Source organism: Stenotrophomonas sp. YJH_SMC_10 (assembly GCF_059371555.1).
The window spans coordinates 100,914-117,882 of record NZ_JCAFUS010000002.1; the positions used below are offsets into that span (position 1 = coordinate 100,914).

Below are 16,969 nucleotides of genomic sequence, written 5' to 3' on the forward strand. Positions count from 1 at the left end.
GTCCTGACTCTCTCTCCAAGGTAGTGGCAACGACGGCACCGGCAACGGTGCCGTCGTCTTTTCCGGCTCTGGCGGGAAACCCATGGCCCTGCCTAGAATCGGCCACCAGGACAAGGTGTCCACAGGAGCAGGGGAAGGATGCACAAGACGATTCTGGCGGCCGCACTGGCCGTCATCGGGGGCGTTGCCGCAGGCAGCGTGGGGGCGGTGGACCTGACGCAGTACCTGCGTCGGGAGAGCTTCACCGATATCAAGATTTCGCCGGGGGGCGAGTATGTGGCGGCGACGGTGCCGATGGAGGACGCCACCGCGATCGCCGTGCTGCGGTTGAAGGACAAGCAGATGGTCGGCAGTTTCCGGCCACCCAGCCGCAACCATGCGCAGGAATTCGACTGGGTCAGCAACGAGCGCCTGCTGATCGGCCTGGCGCAGAAGTGGGGCTCGCTCGACCAGCCCAATCCCACCGGCGAACTCTACGCCATCGATGCCAACGGCAATCGCGGCGAACTGCTGGTCGGCTACCGCGTGGAGAGCAACGGCCCGGGAACCCGCATCCAGCCGAAGAAGGTCGAAGCGGTGGCCGCCTTCCTGGCCGACGACCTGCCGGGCGATGAGCGCAACGTGCTGGTAACCGTATGGCCGCTGGCCGAGGATCCGTTCACCCGCGTCGACCGCATGGATGTGACCACGGGGCGTCGCTCGCGGGTGGCGTCTTCGCCGGTACGGCGCGGCGAATTCACCACCGATGGCGCCGGCGAAGTGCACTTCGTGCACGGCTCGGGCAGCGACAACGTCAACAAGCTGTATTTCCGCGAACGCAGCGGCGACACCTGGAAGCTGATCAACGACGAGGCCGTCAGCAAGCGCATCGAAACCGCCCTCGGCTTCTCGGCCGATGACAGCGTGGCCTACCTCAACGTCGAGCAGACCCAGGGCCCGGATGCGATCGTCAGCTGGAACCCGCAGACCGGCGAGCGCGCCACGCTGCTGCGCGACGAGGTGGTCAACCCGTACCGCATCATCCATCGCCCTGGCACCCATGTGCCGGTCGGCGCCCTCTACCTGGGCGATACGCCACGTACCCGGTTCTTCGACGAGAAGTCGCCGGAGGCACGCCTGTATCGCAGCCTGGAAGCTGCCTTCGGGGGCGCCGTCTACATCACCTCCAGCACCCGCGACGGCCGCGTCGTGCTGGTGGAAACGTGGTCGGGCTCGAACCCGGGCGATTTCTACGTGTACGACACCGTGGCGCGCAAGGCCGACCATCTGATCAGCCGCAGCGACTGGATCGACGTCGAGCGCAGCGCCAGCGTGAAGCCGATTGCATTGAAGGCCCGCGACGGGCTGCCACTGCACGGCTTCCTGACCCTGCCGGCCGGCAGCAACGGCCGCAACCTGCCGATGGTGGTGATGCCGCATGGTGGCCCGTTCGACATCTTCGATTCCGGCCAGTACGACCGCGAAACCCAGATGCTGGCCGCCGCCGGTTATGCCGTGCTGCAGGTCAATTTCCGTGGGTCGGGCAACTACGGCCGGGCCCACACCCAGGCCGGTGCGCAGCAGTGGGGCGCGGCGATGCAGGATGATGTCACCGATGCCACCCGCTGGGCGATCAGCGAAGGCATCGCCGACGGCCGTCGCATCTGCATCTACGGTGCCAGCTACGGGGCCTACTCGGCGATGATGGGGGCCGCGCGCGAGCCCGGGTTGTACCAGTGCGCGGCCGGCTATGTGGGTGTCTACGATCTGCCGATGATGTACACCCGCGGCGACATCCAGGACCGCGGCTCAGGCGTGACCTACCTGCGCGAATGGCTGGGTGACCCGGCCAAGCTGGGCGCGGTGTCCCCGGTGAACCTGGCCGAACGGATCAAGGTGCCGGTGTTCCTGGCCGCCGGTGGCGAAGACAAGCGCGCGCCGATCCAGCATACCGAGCGCATGGAAGCGGCGCTCAAGCGCGCCGGCACGCCGGTGGAAAGCCTGTACTACAAGACCGAAGGCCACGGCTTCTACACCGAGGCGCACCGCAGCGAGTACTACGACAAGCTGCTGGCGTTCCTGGCGCGCAGCCTGGGGGGCAAGACCGCGACGACCGCGCCCGCGGCCGGCAAGGACAAGGCGCCCTGAGCTGACAGGGCGGCGGATGATCGTTCCGCCGCCCTGGTTTTCCACATGTGCGCGGGTTACTTCACCCCGTGCATCATCTTCTTCAGCAGCGGCGCGGCGAGGAAGGCGGCCAGCGCGCAACCCAGCCCGATCCACATCAGCAGCCAGAACAGGTGCGCATAGGCGCCTGCGGCAGCCACCATATCCAGCGATTCACCTTCCGGCACCTCGATCGCGGCCAACTTGCCGAACAGGGCCGCCAGCGTTTCCGAGAACGCGGTAGCCAGGAACCAGGTGCCCATCATCAGGCTCATCACCCGCGGCACGGCCAGCTGGGTCACTGCCGACAGGCCGACCGGCGACAGGCACATCTCGCCGCTGGCCAGCAGGAAGTAGGCCAGCACCAGCCACCACACGCTGGCCATCTCGCCGGTGGCGCCGACCTGCTGAGCAGCCAGCGCCAGCGGCACGAACGACAGCGCGGCAATCACCAGGCCCCAGGCCGACTTGACCGGCTTGCCCGGTTCCCAGCCGCGGCGGTCCATCCAGGTCCACAGCGCGGCGAAGGCCGGTGCCAGCAGCACCAGGAACAGGCCGCCGAGATAGGTGAGCGAACCGGCGGTCTGCGGAATCACCAGGCAGTCGCGCACCAGCAGCACCAGCATCAGCACGACAATGGCGGCAAAGAACGCGCGCGGTGCGGCCGAACCCGGGCGCCGTTCCGACAGGCGCGCGCTGACCACGAAGCCCAGCGGTGCCAGCAGCAGCGAGAGGATCGACCACGGCAGCGGCGTGCCGCCGGTGATCACCAGCGCGGGCACGATGTCCTTGGTCAGCAGGCGGTCGGTGAAGGTCACCCACGAGCCGTAGGACTGCTCGTACATCGTGAAGAACACCAGCGCCAGGAAGATCAGCACCATCAGCGCGATCATCTGCTGGCGCTGCACCGGCGTGCATTTCGTGCCGGTGAACCAGGCGAACCAGACCAGCACGCCGCCCAGCACCACCACCATCAGCATCAGCGCCAGGCTGATTTCACCGCCCAGCGCGAACGCGCCGTTGCCGGCAGCCCACATCAGCCACGCCACCGGCAGCACAGCAAGCACCGCGCACAGATAGATGAGCCATTCGCGCGGCAGGCCCAGCACCTTCTGCTTCAGCGCCGCCGGTTGCGGTGGTTCGGCATGGCCCTGCAGGTACTTCTGGCCCCACAGGAACATCGCCAGGCCGGCCAGCATGCCGACGCCGGCCGCACCGAAACCGTATTTCCAGCCGTAGGCCTCACCGAGGAAGCCGCACACCAGCGAAGAGAACAGCGCGCCCAGGTTGATGCCGGCGTAGAACAGCGAGAAGCCCGAATCACGGCGCGGGTCGTCCTTGGCGTACAGCTTGCCGACGATGGTGGAGATGTTCGGCTTCAGGAAGCCGACGCCCATGATGATCAGCGCCAGCGACAGGTAGGTCACCGCCAGCGCCGAGGTGTCGCGCACCACTTCGCCGTTCACCCGGTACGCGGCGTGGCCTTCGAAGGCCATGCCGAGGTGGCCGAGTACCAGCAGGATGCCGCCGAACAGCACCGCCCGGCGCATGCCCAGCCAGCGGTCGGCCAGCATGCCGCCGAACACCGGGATGCAGTACACCAGGCCGCCATAGGCACCGAGCAGGTCCAGGCCGGCCTTGTCGCCGAACAGGTGGTACTTGGTCAGGTACAGCAGCAGCAGCGCCTTCATGCCGTAGAAGGAGAAGCGCTCCCACATCTCGGTGAAGAAACAGACGTAGACGCCCTTGGGATGGCCCAGGAAGTCGTCGGAAGCGGAGGCGGCAACGGTCATCGACGGCAGGGACAGCGGAAAGGCCGCGATTATAGGCCTCCGGGCCTGGGCGGGCAGCCGCTGGTGGATCCACGCCATGCAGGGATCGCGCTTCCCCGGCGGCCGCCGCTCACAGGTATCGCAACCATGGCAGATCGCGCCTTCGCGCTTTGAACCGCGCGAAGGCCCGCGTCGGCGGGTACAGCCCCACGGCCAGGGCACAGGCCACCAGCAGCAGGCCGCTGACCGAATCCAGCGCATACAGCGTGCCCTGGGTCGGGCCCCACGCGGCCAACGCGGCCAGGTACAGCCCCTTCAACACGTACAGGTGCAGCAGGTAGAAGAACATCGGCGCGGCGCCGATATCGGCCAGCGGCTGCAGTGCCCGCGCCAGCGGCGGCCATTCGTACAGCCGCAGCAGCAACAGTCCCACCCCCAGGGTCAGCAGCAGGAACTGCAAGGACGGCGGGTACTTGGTGACGTTGAAGATGCTCAGCCAGGTACGCAGCGTGGTGGCCTGGTACTGCCAGGGCGCATCGCCGTAGTCGTTGGCGAAGCGCAGCAGCACGAACAGGGCCAGCGCGCCGACGCCCGCCCACAGCAGCCAGCGCTGGCGCTGCTCCGGCGCGCGCTCGCGGCCGAACCAGGGCCCCATCAGGTAGCCCAGCGCAATCACCCCGATCCAGGGCAGCAGCGGATAGGACGTGCGCAGGCGCAGCGTGCCGGCCTCGATCCAGTCACGCTGGTGCAGCACCTTCCATACCACCGCCAGCAGGCCGTTGCCCTGCACCCGCACACCATCCAGCAGGTTGTGCCCGGCCACCACCGCGACCGCGACCGCCAGCAGGACGGGGCGGGGCAGCCACAGCAGGCCGGCCAGCGCGATCATGCTCAGCCCGATGGCCCAGATCACCTGCAGGTACAGCGTTTGCGGCGGCAGCTGGAAGGTCCAGGCGAAATTCACCAGGGTCAGCTCCAGTACCACCAGGAACAGCCCGCGCTTGAGCAGGAACGCGGCGGTGGCCCCGCGCGGATCCGCCTGGCGCTGGCCGTACAGCCAGGCCGACAGCCCGGTCAGCAGCACGAACACGGGGGCGCACAGGTGGGCCAGCAGGCGGCAGGCGAACAGCGCAGGGGAGACCGTGGCGGCGTCCATCGGGTCGCTCACCTGGTGCTGCAGGAAGAAGGTCTCGCGCACATGGTCGAGCAGCATCAACAACATGACGGTGCCGCGCAGCTGGTCGATGGAGGCCAGCCGGAGAGAGGGGGAAAGGGACACGTGCGAGATTTTCGGGTGCGACAAGATATAACATAACATAATTGCGGCGGCCGTCAGGGCTGGCAGACGGCCGCGCTCCAGCCAGTGTTCTTGTCATGGTTGACGGGGATCACCCGAGTTGATCCATCGGGTGCAGCTTTCAGGCAGAACCTGGCCCTGTAGCCTCTGATCGGCCCATTCGTGGGAGCGTTGAGGTAGACCTCATACAGCGTTCCAGGAAGCAATGGCTGCGGAGACCTGAGCAGTTTGGCGGATGCGGGAAGAGCGCCGTAGACGATGCACTGCCCGGTCGCGAGCAGCTGTGAGGGAGCCGAGTCATACATGAACGACCAGGTTTCCGCCGTGTCGCCCTGATACACCATCAATGCGTGCAATCTGCGGGGTGATCGCATCCATTCCAGTGCCCGCGACGGCAGGCCAAAGCAGGGTTTACCCTCTCGATCCTCGATCACGGCGGCGCCGAATCCGCTGTAGGCGTTTGCATCGCCGATGGGCAGCAGCGTGCACAGGGTGGCGCTTGCTGCAACAACGGGGGCGCGCATCATCTTGATCAATGGGACATCTGCCATCCGGTCTCCTCCTGACGGAGTGTGTGGGGCCGTGCACGGTGTCGGACTGCGTGAATCGACTCAAGTGGGCGTCTAGCCCGAAATCCGTTGCCTGGGTGCACCGCCCGCTGGGGCGAGGCCGCCGGGCGCGGGCCACCTGTCCCGATGAAGCGGCGCACCGTGCATCACTTGGCCAGACACGACACCTCTGAAGGGGGCGAGCGCCTGCCGCAGCGCATCGTCGCGCCCCGGCCGGACGACCGGTACCAAGCGCACTGGACTTGCCGCCCCCTGAACGCTAGCGTGGCAGGGATTTTTTGCCAGCAGGGGCTTCCATGAACCACGACGCTGCGCCCAAGCAGCTCACCTTCCGCGCAGTGGCCCTGGCCATCGTGCTGGCGGTGGTGCTGTCGGCCGCAAACGCCTACCTCGGTCTGTTCGCAGGCCTGACCATCGCCACCGCCATTCCCGCCGCGGTGATTTCCATGGGCGTGCTGCGCCTGCTGGGCGGTGGCTCCATCCTCGAGAACAACATCGTGCAGACCGGCGCCTCGGCCGGTTCGTCGATCGCCGCCGGTGTGATCTTCACCATCCCGGCGCTGGTGATCATGGGCTACTGGCCGGACTTCAAGTACTGGTGGGTGCTGGGTATCGCCGGCCTCGGCGGCCTGCTGGGCGTGCTGTTCTCGGTGCCGCTGCGCCGTTCGATGATCGTCGAAGATCCCCTGCCGTTCCCGGAAGGCAAGGCGGCGGCGGAAGTGCTCAAGGCCGGTGAGAACCCGGGCCCGGGCCTGAAGATCCTCGCCATTTCGGCGGTGATCGGTGCCTTCGTGAAGCTGGCCGCGGAAAGCGGCATGCGCCTGATTCCCGATGCCTGGGCCACCTCGGCCTACGTCGGCAGCTCCAAGGTCACCGCCTTCATCGGCACCAACCTGTCGCCGGCACTGCTGGGCGTGGGCTACATCGTCGGCCTCAACGTCGGCATCGTGGTGGTGTCCGGCTCGATCCTGACCTGGCACATCGCCATTCCGATCTACCAGGCGTTCTTCATGAACACCGATCCGGCACTGGCCGCGTCGGTTGCTGCTGCTTCCTCGACCGAGGCCGCGTTCGCCATCTGGGGCGCGAAGATGCGCTACCTGGGCGTCGGCGCAATGCTGATCGGCGGCATCTGGACCCTGATCTCGCTGCGCAAGTCGCTGCTCAACGGCGTCAAGAGCGGCTTTGCCGCGGCCCGCAAGAGCGGTGGCCCGGTGCTGGCGCACACCGAGCGCGACCTGCCGATGAAGTGGATGCTGGTCGCCCTGGTGGTGTTCGTGCTGCCGCTGCTGGCCCTGTACCAGGCCATCGTCGGCCAGTGGCACGTGTCGATCCCGATGACCCTCATCATGATCGTCGCCGGCTTCCTGTTCGTCTCGGTCTCGGCCTACCTGGCCGGCCTGATCGGCTCGTCCAACAACCCGGTTTCGGGCATCACCATCTCCACCATCCTGTTCGCTTCGGCCGTGCTGGTGGTGCTGCTGGGCGCCGATGGCCTCAAGCCGGTCGGTGCTGGCGGGGCGCCGCTGGGTGCGGTGGCCGCGATCATGATCGGCGCGGTGGTGTGCTGTGCCGCCGCCGTCGGTGGTGACAACCTGCAGGACCTCAAGGCCGGCTACATCGTTGGCGCCACCCCCTGGAAGCAGCAGCTGATGCTGGGCATCGGCGCGTTCTCGTGCGCGCTGATCATGGCCCCGGTGCTGAACCTGCTGGCCACCGCCTACGGCATCGGCGTGAAGTCCGAGCTGCACCCCAACGCGCTGGCTGCGCCGCAGGCCAACCTGATGGCCTCGGTGGCCAAGGGCCTGTTCGGTGGTGAACTGCCGTGGACGTTCATCGGCATCGGTGCCGTGGTCGGTGCCGCCATCATCGCCTTCGACAGCTGGCTGAAGGCGCGCAACGCCCGCTTCCGCGTGCCGGTGCTGGCCGCCGCCATCGGCATCTACCTGCCGCTGGAGCTGATGGTGCCGATCTTCCTCGGCGGCCTGATCGCCCACCTGGTCGAGCGCTTCCACAAGGTGCGTGCCGATGACGAAGAAGGCCGCGACCGCGTGCACAAGCCGGGCGTGCTGTTCGCCGCTGGCCTGATCACCGGCGAAGCGCTGATGGGCATCGCCATCGCGATTCCGATCGTGGTCAGCAGCCGCGCCGACGTGCTGGCCGTGCCGTTCCACCTGCCGGGCGCACAGTGGATCGGCCTGGCCGTGCTGTTCCTGGTCGGCTGGCTGATCTACCGCACCGGCAAGTACGCCAAGGCGTAAGGGAAGGGTAGTGCCGGCCGCTGGCCGGCAACGCCAACGCAATGCCGGCCAGCGGCCGGCACTACCGCAGACCCCGCTTCGGCGGGGTTTGCCTTTTCTGGCGGCTGCTCGATCACGGCCATGACCGATGGCCTTGGCAGCCCCGGCCGCACGGGCCTACCATCGGTTTTTTGCCGTCCTGCGGAGACCCCGATGAAACTGCGTCATGCCCTGCTGCCACTGAGCCTGCTGGCCGCCCTGCCCAGCGTCGCCGCTGCCCGCGGCCTGGACGTCCGCGACATGGTGGCCATGGACCGCGTCTCCGCACCGGTACTGACCGCTGACGGCGGCACCGTGGTGTTCGCCAAGCGCAGCGTGGACGCCAACCTGAAAGCCTCCACCGCGCTGTTCGCGCGCAACCTGCGCACCCGCGACGCAGCGCCGCCGAAGCAGATCACCCCGGCCGGCTGGAACGTCAATTCCGCTTCGCTGTCGGCCGATGGCCAGACCGTCTATTTCCTCAGCGCCAAGAACGGCAGCCAGCAGTTGTATGCACAGCCGATCGGTGGCGGCACCCCGCGCCAGCTGACCGACTTCCCTGTGGACGTGGACAGCTATCACGTGTCGCCGCAGGACGACCGCGTGCTGTTCAGCGCCGGCGTGTTCCAGGCGTGTGCCTCGGACCTGGCCTGCACCGAGAAGAAGTTGAAGGACGCGGCCGGCGCCAAGGCCAGTGGCAAGGTCTTCGATTCGCTGTTCGTGCGCCACTGGGACACCTGGAACGACGGCCGCCGCAACACCCTGTTCGTCGCGCCGCTGCCGGCAGCCAAGGCCGGCGCGGTCAAGGGCGCGTCGGCGCTGAGCGCGACCATCGACGGCGATGCCCCGTCCAAGCCCTTCGGCGGCAATGATGACTTCGCGTGGTCGCCGGATGGCGCCAGCGTGGTGGCCAGCATCCGCGTGGCCGGCAAGCAGGAGCCGTGGTCGACCAATTTCGACCTGTACCGCTTCGACGCCGCCGGCAAGCAGGCGCCGGTCAACCTGACGGCCTCCAACCCGGCCTGGGATGCCGGCCCGGTGTTCAGTGCCGACGGCAAGACCCTGTTCTACCGCGCGATGAAGCGCCCGGGCTTCGAGGCCGACCGCTTCGGCCTGATGGCGATGGACCTGGCCAGCGGCAAGACCCGCGAGATCGCGCCGCAGTGGGATCGTTCGGCCGGTGGCATCACCCTGTCCGCCGACGGCGCCAGCATCTACACCACCGCCGATGACCTCGGCGAGCACCCGCTGTTCCAGATCGACGTGGCCAGCGGCAAGGCGACCAAGCTGATCGGCGATGGCAGCGTGACCGCGGTCGATGTGGCCGGCAACAGCGTGGCGATCACCCGCAACAGCCTGAAGAGCAACGACCAGGTGCTGGTCGGCCTGCTGCCGGCCGCGGGCGAAGCCATCGGCGAACTGCGCGCGCTGACCCCGGCCGCCGGTGAGGTGCTCAAGGACGTCAGCTTCGGCGACTACGAACAGTTCGAGTTCAAGGGCTGGAACAACGACACCGTGCATGGCTACGTGGTCAAGCCGCACAACTACCAGGAAGGCAAGTCGTACCCGGTCGCGTTCCTGATCCATGGCGGCCCGCAGGGCAGCTTCGGCAATGGCTGGAGCTACCGCTGGAACCCGCAGACCTATGCGGGCCAGGGCTACGCGGTGGTGATGATCGACTTCCACGGCTCCACCGGCTACGGCCAGGCGTTCACCGATGCGATCAGCCAGCACTGGGGCGACCGCCCGCTGGAAGACCTGCAGAAGGGCTGGGATGCGGCGCTGAAGAAGTATTCCTTCCTCAACGGTGACAAGGCCTGTGCGCTGGGCGCCAGCTACGGCGGCTTCATGGTCAACTGGATCGCCGGCAACTGGAACAGCCCGTTCAAGTGCCTGGTCAACCACGACGGCGTGTTTGACCAGCGCATGATGGGCTACGCCACCGAAGAACTGTGGTTCACCGAGTGGGAGCAGGGCGGCACGCCGTACCAGAAGGCCGCGAACTACGAGAAGTTCAACCCGGTCAACCACGTGGCGGACTGGAAGAAGCCGATCCTGGTCATCCACGGCCAGCAGGACTTCCGCATCCCGGTCGAGCAGGGCCTGGCCGCGTTCACCGCCGCCCAGCGCCAGGGCATCGAATCGAAGTTCCTGTACTTCCCGGATGAAAACCACTGGGTGCTGAAGCCGAACAACAGCATCCTGTGGCATGACACCGTCAATGCCTGGCTGAAGCAGCACATCGGCAACTGAGGGTTGTGGCGCCGCCCTCCGGGGCGGCGCTTCTGTTTTCTGGTAGTGCCGGCCGCTGGCCGGCAACCGCTTGCCGCTTCCCACCTGTACGAGATTGCCGGCCAGCGGCCGGCACTACCCAGAGCGCCTGCATGCCCTCGAACGCCCTGATCCAGAATGACATCGTCGTCTTCGGTTTGATCGCCGCCACGCTCGGTGCCGTGTTCTGGACCGCCTCGCGCGAGCAGGGCCTGTGGAAGCGCTTCTACACCTTCGTGCCGGCACTGCTGCTGTGCTACCTGATTCCCGGCATCTACAACACTGTGGGCCTGATCGACGGCCAGAACACCCGGCTCTACAACCCGATCGCGCGCGACATCCTGTTGCCGGCGGCGCTGATCCTGCTGACCCTGGCAGTGGACATCAAGGGCATCCTGCGGCTCGGCCCGAAGCTGGTGCTGATGTACCTGGGCGCCTCGGCCAGCATCATGCTGGGCGCAGTGGTGGCGTTCCTGGTGATGCGCGCGATCCATCCCGACACCGTGGCCGGCGACACCTGGGCCGGCATGGCCGCGCTGGCCGGCAGCTGGATCGGTGGCGGCGCCAACATGCTGGCGATGCGCGAAGTGTTCGACGTCAATGCGACCACCTTCGGCCAGTTCGCGGTGGTCGATGTCGGTGTCGGCTACGTGTGGATGGCGGCGCTGATCTTCCTGGCCGGGCGCGCGGCGAAGATCGACGCACGCAGTGGTGCCGATACCTCGGCCATCGACGAACTGAAGGAGCGCATCGCGCGCTTCCAGGCCGAGCACGAACGCATTCCCAGCCTGACCGACCTGATGCTGATCGTGGCCGTGGCCTTCGGTGGCGTCGGACTGTCACATGCGATCGGTGCGCCGCTGGCGGCCTGGTTCAAGGCCAACGTCAGCTGGGCCTCGCAGTTCAGCCTGGACGCGCCGTTCGTGTGGGTGGTGGTGCTGTCGACCACGCTGGGCCTGAGCCTGAGTTTCACCCGCGCACGCAACCTGGAAGGGGCGGGGGCATCGCGCCTGGGTTCGTTGCTGCTGTATTTCCTGATCGCCTGCATCGGCATGCAGATGGATCTGCTGGCGCTGCTGGATCGCCCGTGGCTGTTCCTGCTTGGCCTGATCTGGATCGCCGTGCACATCGTGCTGCTGTGGTGCCTGGGCAAGCTGCTGAAGGTGCCGTTCTTCTATTTCGCCATCGGTTCGCAGTCGAACATCGGTGGCCCGGCCTCGGCACCGGTGGTGGCGGCCGCGTTCCATCCGGCGCTGGCACCGGTGGGCGTGCTGCTGGGTACGATGGGCTATGCCACCGGCACCTACCTGGCCTACATCGTCGGCATCACCCTGCGCGCACTGGCCGGGCAGGGCTGATGGGGTAGTGCCGGCCGCTGGCCGGCAACCCGGTGATGCCTCACGGGTTCATGAGGTTGCCGGCCAGCGGCCGGCACTACCGATGCGCTACGCCACCGGCAAGCCGCGTTCGACCAGCCACGCCTTCGCGTCTTCGGCGTCCTGCTCGAACCACGCTTTCGTAGACCCCAGCCGATACGTATACCCCCAGGCATCCATGTCGGCCATCAGCCGCTGGCTGCCGACGCCGGGCAGCTGCCCGGCCAGCACGATCTGCAGGTAGCAGGTGGCGTCTTCCTCGGCCACCGAGTCGGTGGCGTCGGTATGCACCTGCGCCCGCCGCTCCGGCGGCAGCACGATCAGGTGGCAGGCCTCGTGCAGCATCGAGTGCACGGGCGTGTCGTCGCGCACGTACACGTTGCTGGCGATGATGCCGGCCTCGGGCTCGCCCCAGTAGCTGCCGGGAATCGGCTCGCCGGCCGCCACGTGGTGCAGCCGCAGGCCATGCGCGGCGAGCAGGCACTGCGCATCGGCGAAGGCGATGTCGCCCACGCAGGTGATGTCCACGGCGGTTGTCGTATCGGTCATGCGGGTCAGGCAGCCCCGCCCATGCAGGCACGGGCGGGGCAGGGGATCAGGGTTTGTCCGGGCCTTCCGGCAGCGCCACGGAGATGTCCAGCACATCGTGCTGGCCATCCTTCACCAGGTCGACCTTCACCGCATCGACGTCGATGTTCACGTACTTCTTGATCACTTCCAGCAGCTCGCGCTGCAGCAGCGGCAGGTAGTCCGGGCCACCACGGTGGCTGCGTTCCTGCGCGATGATGATCTGCAGGCGGTTCTTGGCGGTTTCGGCGGTGGTCTTCTTCGCTTTGAGGAAATCAAACAGGCCCATGCTTACCCTCCGAACAGCTTGCTGAAGAAGCCCTTCTTCTCGACGTTGGTGAAGCGCATCGGGCGTTCTTCGCCGAGGATGCGCGCGACGGCGTCTTCATAGGCCTGGCCGGCAGCGGATTCGACATCCAGGATGACCGGCTCGCCCTTGTTGGAGGCGTTGAGCACGTCGCCCGATTCGGGGATCACGCCGATCGCCTTCAGGCCGAGCACTTCCTCGACGTCGGCGATGCTCAGCATCTCGCCGCTTTCCACGCGCACCGGGGTGTAGCGGGTCAGCAGCAGGAAGGCCGGCACGTCCTGGCCGGATTCGGCCTTGTGGGTCTTCGAATCGAGCAGGCCGATGATGCGGTCGGAGTCGCGCACCGACGACACTTCCGGGTTCACCACCACCACCGCGCGGTCGGCGAAGTACATCGCCAGGAAGGCGCCCTTCTCGATGCCGGCCGGCGAGTCGCAGATGATGTAGTCGAAGCCATCGGCGGCCAGGTCCTTCAGCACCTTGCCCACGCCTTCCTGGGTCAGTGCGTCCTTGTCGCGGGTCTGCGAGGCAGCCAGCACGTACAGGTTGTCGAAGCGCTTGTCCTTGATCAGGGCCTGCTTGAGGGTCGCTTCGCCGTGCACGACGTTGACGAAGTCGTACACCACGCGGCGTTCGCAGCCCATGATCAGGTCGAGGTTGCGCAGGCCGACGTCGAAGTCGATCACGGCCACCTTCTTGCCGCGCCGCGCCAGGCCGCAGGCCAGGCTCGCGCTGGAAGTGGTCTTGCCGACGCCGCCCTTGCCGGAGGTGACTACGATGATTTCAGCCAAAGGACTTCTCCTGATGATTCTGTTTGGGTGCTGCGTCAGTCCAGCGCAGCGATCTTGATCTGGTCCTGTTCCAGCCACACCTGCACGGCCTTGCCGCGCAGGTTGTCCGGGACATCGTCCAGTACCTTGTAATGGCCTGCAATGGCGACCAGTTCCGCATGGAAATCACGGCAGAAAATACGTGCCGCGGTGTTGCCCTGGGCCCCTGCCAGCGCGCGGCCGCGCAGGGTCCCGTAGATATGGATGCTGCCATCGGCGATGACCTCGGCGCCGGCGCCGACGGTGGCCATCACGGTCAGGTCGCAGTTTTCCGCGTACAGCTGCTGGCCCGAACGCACGTTGCCCAGCTGCATGCGGCCCGGCTGCGGCGCGGCGGCGTCGGCCACCTTGGCCACCGGCGCTGCCGGGGCCGGCTTCGGCTCGGCACGGGCTGCCCGGCGCGGTTCCGGTGCGGGGGGCGGCGGGGCCTGCTCGGCCTCGGCACGCTCGTACTGCGCGCGGAACTTGGCGAGCAACGGCAGGCCGAGCTGCTGCGAGAGCAGGTCGATCGCGCTGGTGCCATAGGCCAGCGCCACCGGCAGCACGCCGGCGCTGCGCAGGCCGTCGACCAGCGCCTGCGCGGTGGCCACGTCCGGCACCTGGCTCAGGCCGCCGAAGTCGAGGATCACTGCGGCGCGGCCGAACAGCTTCGGGGCGCGGGTCACGCGCTCGCGCATTTCCTGCACGAGGCGCTCGACGTCAAGGGTACGGATGCGCAGGTTGGCGATGCCCACCTGGCCGATCTTCAGTTCACCGGCCTGTTCGTAATCGAAATTCACCGCCACGCTCAGGTCCCCGTCGGCCGCTGTGCCTGCGCCGGCAGTTGCCGGGCGCGTGTCCATGCCACATCCGGCAGCTTGCCGCCGTAGGTCTCCTTGACCCAGGGGTAGCTGCACAGTTCCTTGGCCAGCATGCTGGCGCGCACATCGACCTGCGGCATGGTGTTCTGGCCCAGCTCGCGGAAGCCGAAGCTGCCGTGGAAGAGCAGGGCGGCATCGGCGCCATGGTCGAGGAAGACTTCGCAGGTCATCTGCGGGTAGCGCAGCTCGGCGAAGCTCTGCGCGTCGGCGTAGAACGCACGGCCGACACCACCGCCACGGCGGCGGCTGGCGACCACGATGCGGTCGATGTAGAAGAACGGGGTGTCCAGCTGCTGCTTGAACCAGGCGAAATTGCTGCTGTCGTGCTGGCTGTCGCTGCCGAAGCCGATCAGGAAGCCGGCCAGGTTGCCGTCGCGCTCGGCGACGCGGAAATACTCAGCGGTCTCATAGAACAGGCGCAGGCGTGCCGCATCCAGGGGAAGGATGGCCAGGCCAGCGTTGTTGTTCAAAGCCAGGACGGAATCGAGCTCGTGCTCGCGCACGTCGCGGATGACAATCGACATTGTGACTCCGTGGGGTAACGCGGTTGGTCCATCAAGGGACCCTGCGCACGATTATTGCATGACCGGGGTGGGCTGCGGCATGAACAGGCGACCGGGCAGGCATGACTTCCGTGGGAGTGCGCGAGGCAGCCCGGGCCCGTAGAGTGCTGGCATGTTGGGAGTCCTCAGCCATACCCGCGTCCTCCGTCTGGCCGGCCTGTTCACCTGGGTCATGGTCGGCCTGCCGCTGGCCTACTCGCAGTTCGAGAACCTGCACAGCCGCAGCGACATGGGCGGCTGGGCGATCCTGCTGTTCGTCGCCTATCTGTCTTTCGGCACCGCCTATTACTGGCTCACCCGCATCCTGCGCAGCGACAGCCATACCAGCTGGCTGGACCGTGGCCTGCTGCTGCTGCTGACGATCTCGGCGCTGGGGGTCAGCTTCCTCAGCGGCTCGGGCCTGGGCAGCATCCTGATGATGGTGGCCGCCGGGGTCATCCCGTGGATGCTGTCGGTGCGGTTGGGAGTGCTGTGGCTGCTGGTCAGCCAGCTGGCGGTCGCGCCGGTCTACTACATGCTGCTGCGCTTCCCGCTGTTCGAAGCAGTGATGCAGTCGCTGCTGTATGGCGGCTTTTCCATGTTCATCTTCGTGACCAGCCTGGTCGCGCGACAGCAGACCGAGGCCCGCGACGAGCAGCGCCGGCTCAATTCGGAGCTGCGCGCCACCCGGGCCCTGCTGGCCGAGAGTGCGCGGGTCAACGAGCGCACCCGCATTTCGCGCGAGCTGCATGACCTGCTCGGCCACCAGCTGACCGCGCTGACCCTGAACCTGGAGGTGGCCGGCCACCTGGCCGAGGGCCAGGCGCTGGACCACGTCAAGCGCTCGCATGCACTGGCCAAGCTGCTGCTGGGCAACGTGCGCGAAGTGGTCAGCCAGCTGCGCGAGACCGGCGCCATCGACCTGGCGGCGGCGCTGCGCCCGCTGACCGAGAACGTGCCCTCGCTGGACATCCAGCTGGACATCGAGGATCCGCTGAACGTGGAAGACCCGCAGCGGGCCCACGTGCTGCTGCGCTGCACCCAGGAGATCATCACCAACGCGGTGCGCCATGCCAGTGCCCGCCACCTGTGGATCAAGGTGTACCGTGAAGCCCCCGACCGGGTGGTGGTGGAGGCCCGCGACGACGGCGTCGGCGCGGATATGGTCAACGTGGGCAATGGCTTGCGCGGCATGCGCGAGCGCCTGCAACAATGTGGCGGCCAGCTGCAGATCGAGACCCGCCCCGGTGAAGGCTTCCGGCTGCGGGCAACGGTGCCGGCAACGGTGCTGGTGGCCGCCCTTACCAAGGTTCCTGAAGGAGTGCGTTGATGATTCGCGTCTGCCTGGTCGACGACCAAACCCTGGTGCGGCAGGGAATCCGCTCCCTGCTGGCGCTCGACGACGGCATCGAGGTGGTGGCCGAGGCCGGCGACGGCCGGCAGGCGGTCGAGCTGATACCTCAGGTGCGCCCCGACGTGGTGCTCATGGACATGCGCATGCCGGTGATGTCGGGCCTGGAGGCCCTGCAGGTGCTGTCGCGGCAGGAACAGCTGCCGCCGACCATCATCCTCACCACGTTCGACGATGACCAGCTGGTGCTGGCCGGGCTCAAGGCCGGTGCCAAGGGCTACCTGCTCAAGGATGTCACCCTGGCGCAGCTGGTCGGTGCCATCCGCACCGTGGCCGATGGCGGTTCGCTGGTGCAGCCGGCGGTGACCCAGCGGCTGCTCTCCGGCCTGGAGCACATGCGCAACGAGTTCGTCAGCCTGGACCGGCCGGACCCGCTGACCGACCGTGAGACCGAGATCCTGCGGCTGATGGCCAGTGGCTTCTCCAACAAGGAGATCGCCAACTCGCTGGGCGTGGCCGAGGGCACCATCAAGAACCACGTCTCCAACATCCTCTCCAAGCTGGGCGTGCGCGACCGTACGCGGGCCGTACTGAAGGCGTTTGAACTCCAGTTGGTCTGAGAAAAATCCTTTTGGTACAAAGACTTGGGTGGCGCCCAGGGGTTCCCGCCAAGGTTGCCCCCTACTTGCCGGGCAGCGGTATGCGTTACCCTTCGAATTCTTTGTCCATACAAATACGCAGCCGGCACGGAAACCGGTGCGCCAATCCCGATAAACAATGCCCGCGAAGCCTGCTAGGAT

14 protein-coding genes are annotated in these 16,969 nt (G+C 67.1%); 6 read left to right on the forward strand and 8 right to left on the reverse strand.

The genetic code is table 11. The annotated features are described in order from the left end of the window. Nucleotides 1-138 precede the first annotated feature (138 nt). Complete coding sequence (locus tag AC5P9C_RS03795; RefSeq protein ID WP_414615315.1) at nt 139-2,127, forward strand: alpha/beta hydrolase family protein; 1,989 nt, start codon at nt 139-141, stop codon at nt 2,125-2,127. A 56-nt stretch (nt 2,128-2,183) separates the two neighbouring features. Here the strand turns inward: AC5P9C_RS03795 and AC5P9C_RS03800 are convergent, their stop codons facing one another. The 3 genes from AC5P9C_RS03800 to AC5P9C_RS03810 all read right to left on the reverse strand — a co-directional run bounded on the left by AC5P9C_RS03800 (nt 2,184) and on the right by AC5P9C_RS03810 (nt 5,765). After that, entirely contained in the window at nt 2,184-3,938 is a 1,755-nt protein-coding gene (locus tag AC5P9C_RS03800) for a peptide MFS transporter (RefSeq protein WP_053462445.1), read from the reverse strand. Between the two features lie 109 nt (nt 3,939-4,047). Next, nucleotides 4,048-5,235: an acetyltransferase domain-containing protein gene (locus AC5P9C_RS03805; RefSeq protein ID WP_414615314.1), complete on the reverse strand. Its 1,188-nt coding sequence runs from the start codon at nt 5,233-5,235 to the stop codon at nt 4,048-4,050. A 14-nt stretch (nt 5,236-5,249) separates the two neighbouring features. Next, complete coding sequence (locus AC5P9C_RS03810; RefSeq protein WP_343540624.1) at nt 5,250-5,765, reverse strand: hypothetical protein; 516 nt, start codon at nt 5,763-5,765, stop codon at nt 5,250-5,252. A gap of 314 nt (nt 5,766-6,079) precedes the next feature. Between AC5P9C_RS03810 and AC5P9C_RS03815 the strand changes: the two genes are divergently transcribed. From AC5P9C_RS03815 to AC5P9C_RS03825, 3 genes are all read left to right on the forward strand, one after another. Then, a complete protein-coding gene (locus AC5P9C_RS03815; RefSeq protein ID WP_343540626.1) occupies nt 6,080-8,044 on the forward strand; it encodes an OPT family oligopeptide transporter in 1,965 nt (654 codons plus the stop codon). Between the two features lie 192 nt (nt 8,045-8,236). Beyond that, nucleotides 8,237-10,315, forward strand: coding sequence for a prolyl oligopeptidase family serine peptidase (locus AC5P9C_RS03820; RefSeq protein WP_343540628.1), 2,079 nt, complete (start codon nt 8,237-8,239; stop codon nt 10,313-10,315). Nucleotides 10,316-10,446: 131 nt separating this feature from the next. Further along, on the forward strand, nt 10,447-11,691 hold the full coding sequence (locus tag AC5P9C_RS03825) for a DUF819 family protein (RefSeq protein ID WP_049465185.1): 1,245 nt from the start codon (nt 10,447-10,449) through the stop codon (nt 11,689-11,691). 87 nt (nt 11,692-11,778) lie between these two features. Here AC5P9C_RS03825 and AC5P9C_RS03830 read toward each other — a convergent pair whose 3' ends face one another. From AC5P9C_RS03830 to AC5P9C_RS03850, 5 genes are read right to left on the reverse strand one after another with little or no spacing between them, the layout of a single operon-like run. After that, nucleotides 11,779-12,258 (reverse strand): hypothetical protein, encoded by a 480-nt coding sequence (locus AC5P9C_RS03830; RefSeq protein WP_014036355.1) that lies wholly within the window; start codon nt 12,256-12,258, stop codon nt 11,779-11,781. A 46-nt stretch (nt 12,259-12,304) separates the two neighbouring features. Beyond that, nucleotides 12,305-12,565, reverse strand: a complete 261-nt coding sequence (gene minE / locus AC5P9C_RS03835) for a cell division topological specificity factor MinE (protein WP_005408532.1) — start codon at nt 12,563-12,565, stop codon at nt 12,305-12,307. Between the two features lie 2 nt (nt 12,566-12,567). Next, nucleotides 12,568-13,377 carry a septum site-determining protein MinD gene (minD, locus tag AC5P9C_RS03840; RefSeq protein WP_006424120.1) on the reverse strand — a complete coding sequence of 270 codons (810 nt, stop codon included), beginning with the start codon at nt 13,375-13,377 and terminating at the stop codon, nt 12,568-12,570. 35 nt (nt 13,378-13,412) lie between these two features. Beyond that, nucleotides 13,413-14,258: a septum site-determining protein MinC gene (gene minC, locus AC5P9C_RS03845; protein WP_049464940.1), complete on the reverse strand. Its 846-nt coding sequence runs from the start codon at nt 14,256-14,258 to the stop codon at nt 13,413-13,415. Continuing rightward, nucleotides 14,204-14,800, reverse strand: coding sequence for a GNAT family N-acetyltransferase (locus AC5P9C_RS03850; RefSeq protein ID WP_005415684.1), 597 nt, complete (start codon nt 14,798-14,800; stop codon nt 14,204-14,206). The genes minC and AC5P9C_RS03850 overlap by 55 nt, the downstream gene beginning before the upstream one ends. A gap of 151 nt (nt 14,801-14,951) precedes the next feature. Here AC5P9C_RS03850 and AC5P9C_RS03855 point away from each other — a divergent pair, with 151 nt between their 5' ends. Next, complete coding sequence (locus AC5P9C_RS03855) at nt 14,952-16,148, forward strand: sensor histidine kinase (RefSeq protein WP_049464938.1); 1,197 nt, start codon at nt 14,952-14,954, stop codon at nt 16,146-16,148. After that, nucleotides 16,148-16,789, forward strand: coding sequence for a response regulator (locus tag AC5P9C_RS03860; RefSeq protein WP_006424175.1), 642 nt, complete (start codon nt 16,148-16,150; stop codon nt 16,787-16,789). The genes AC5P9C_RS03855 and AC5P9C_RS03860 overlap by 1 nt, the downstream gene beginning before the upstream one ends. The last annotated feature ends 180 nt before the right edge of the window (nt 16,790-16,969 follow it).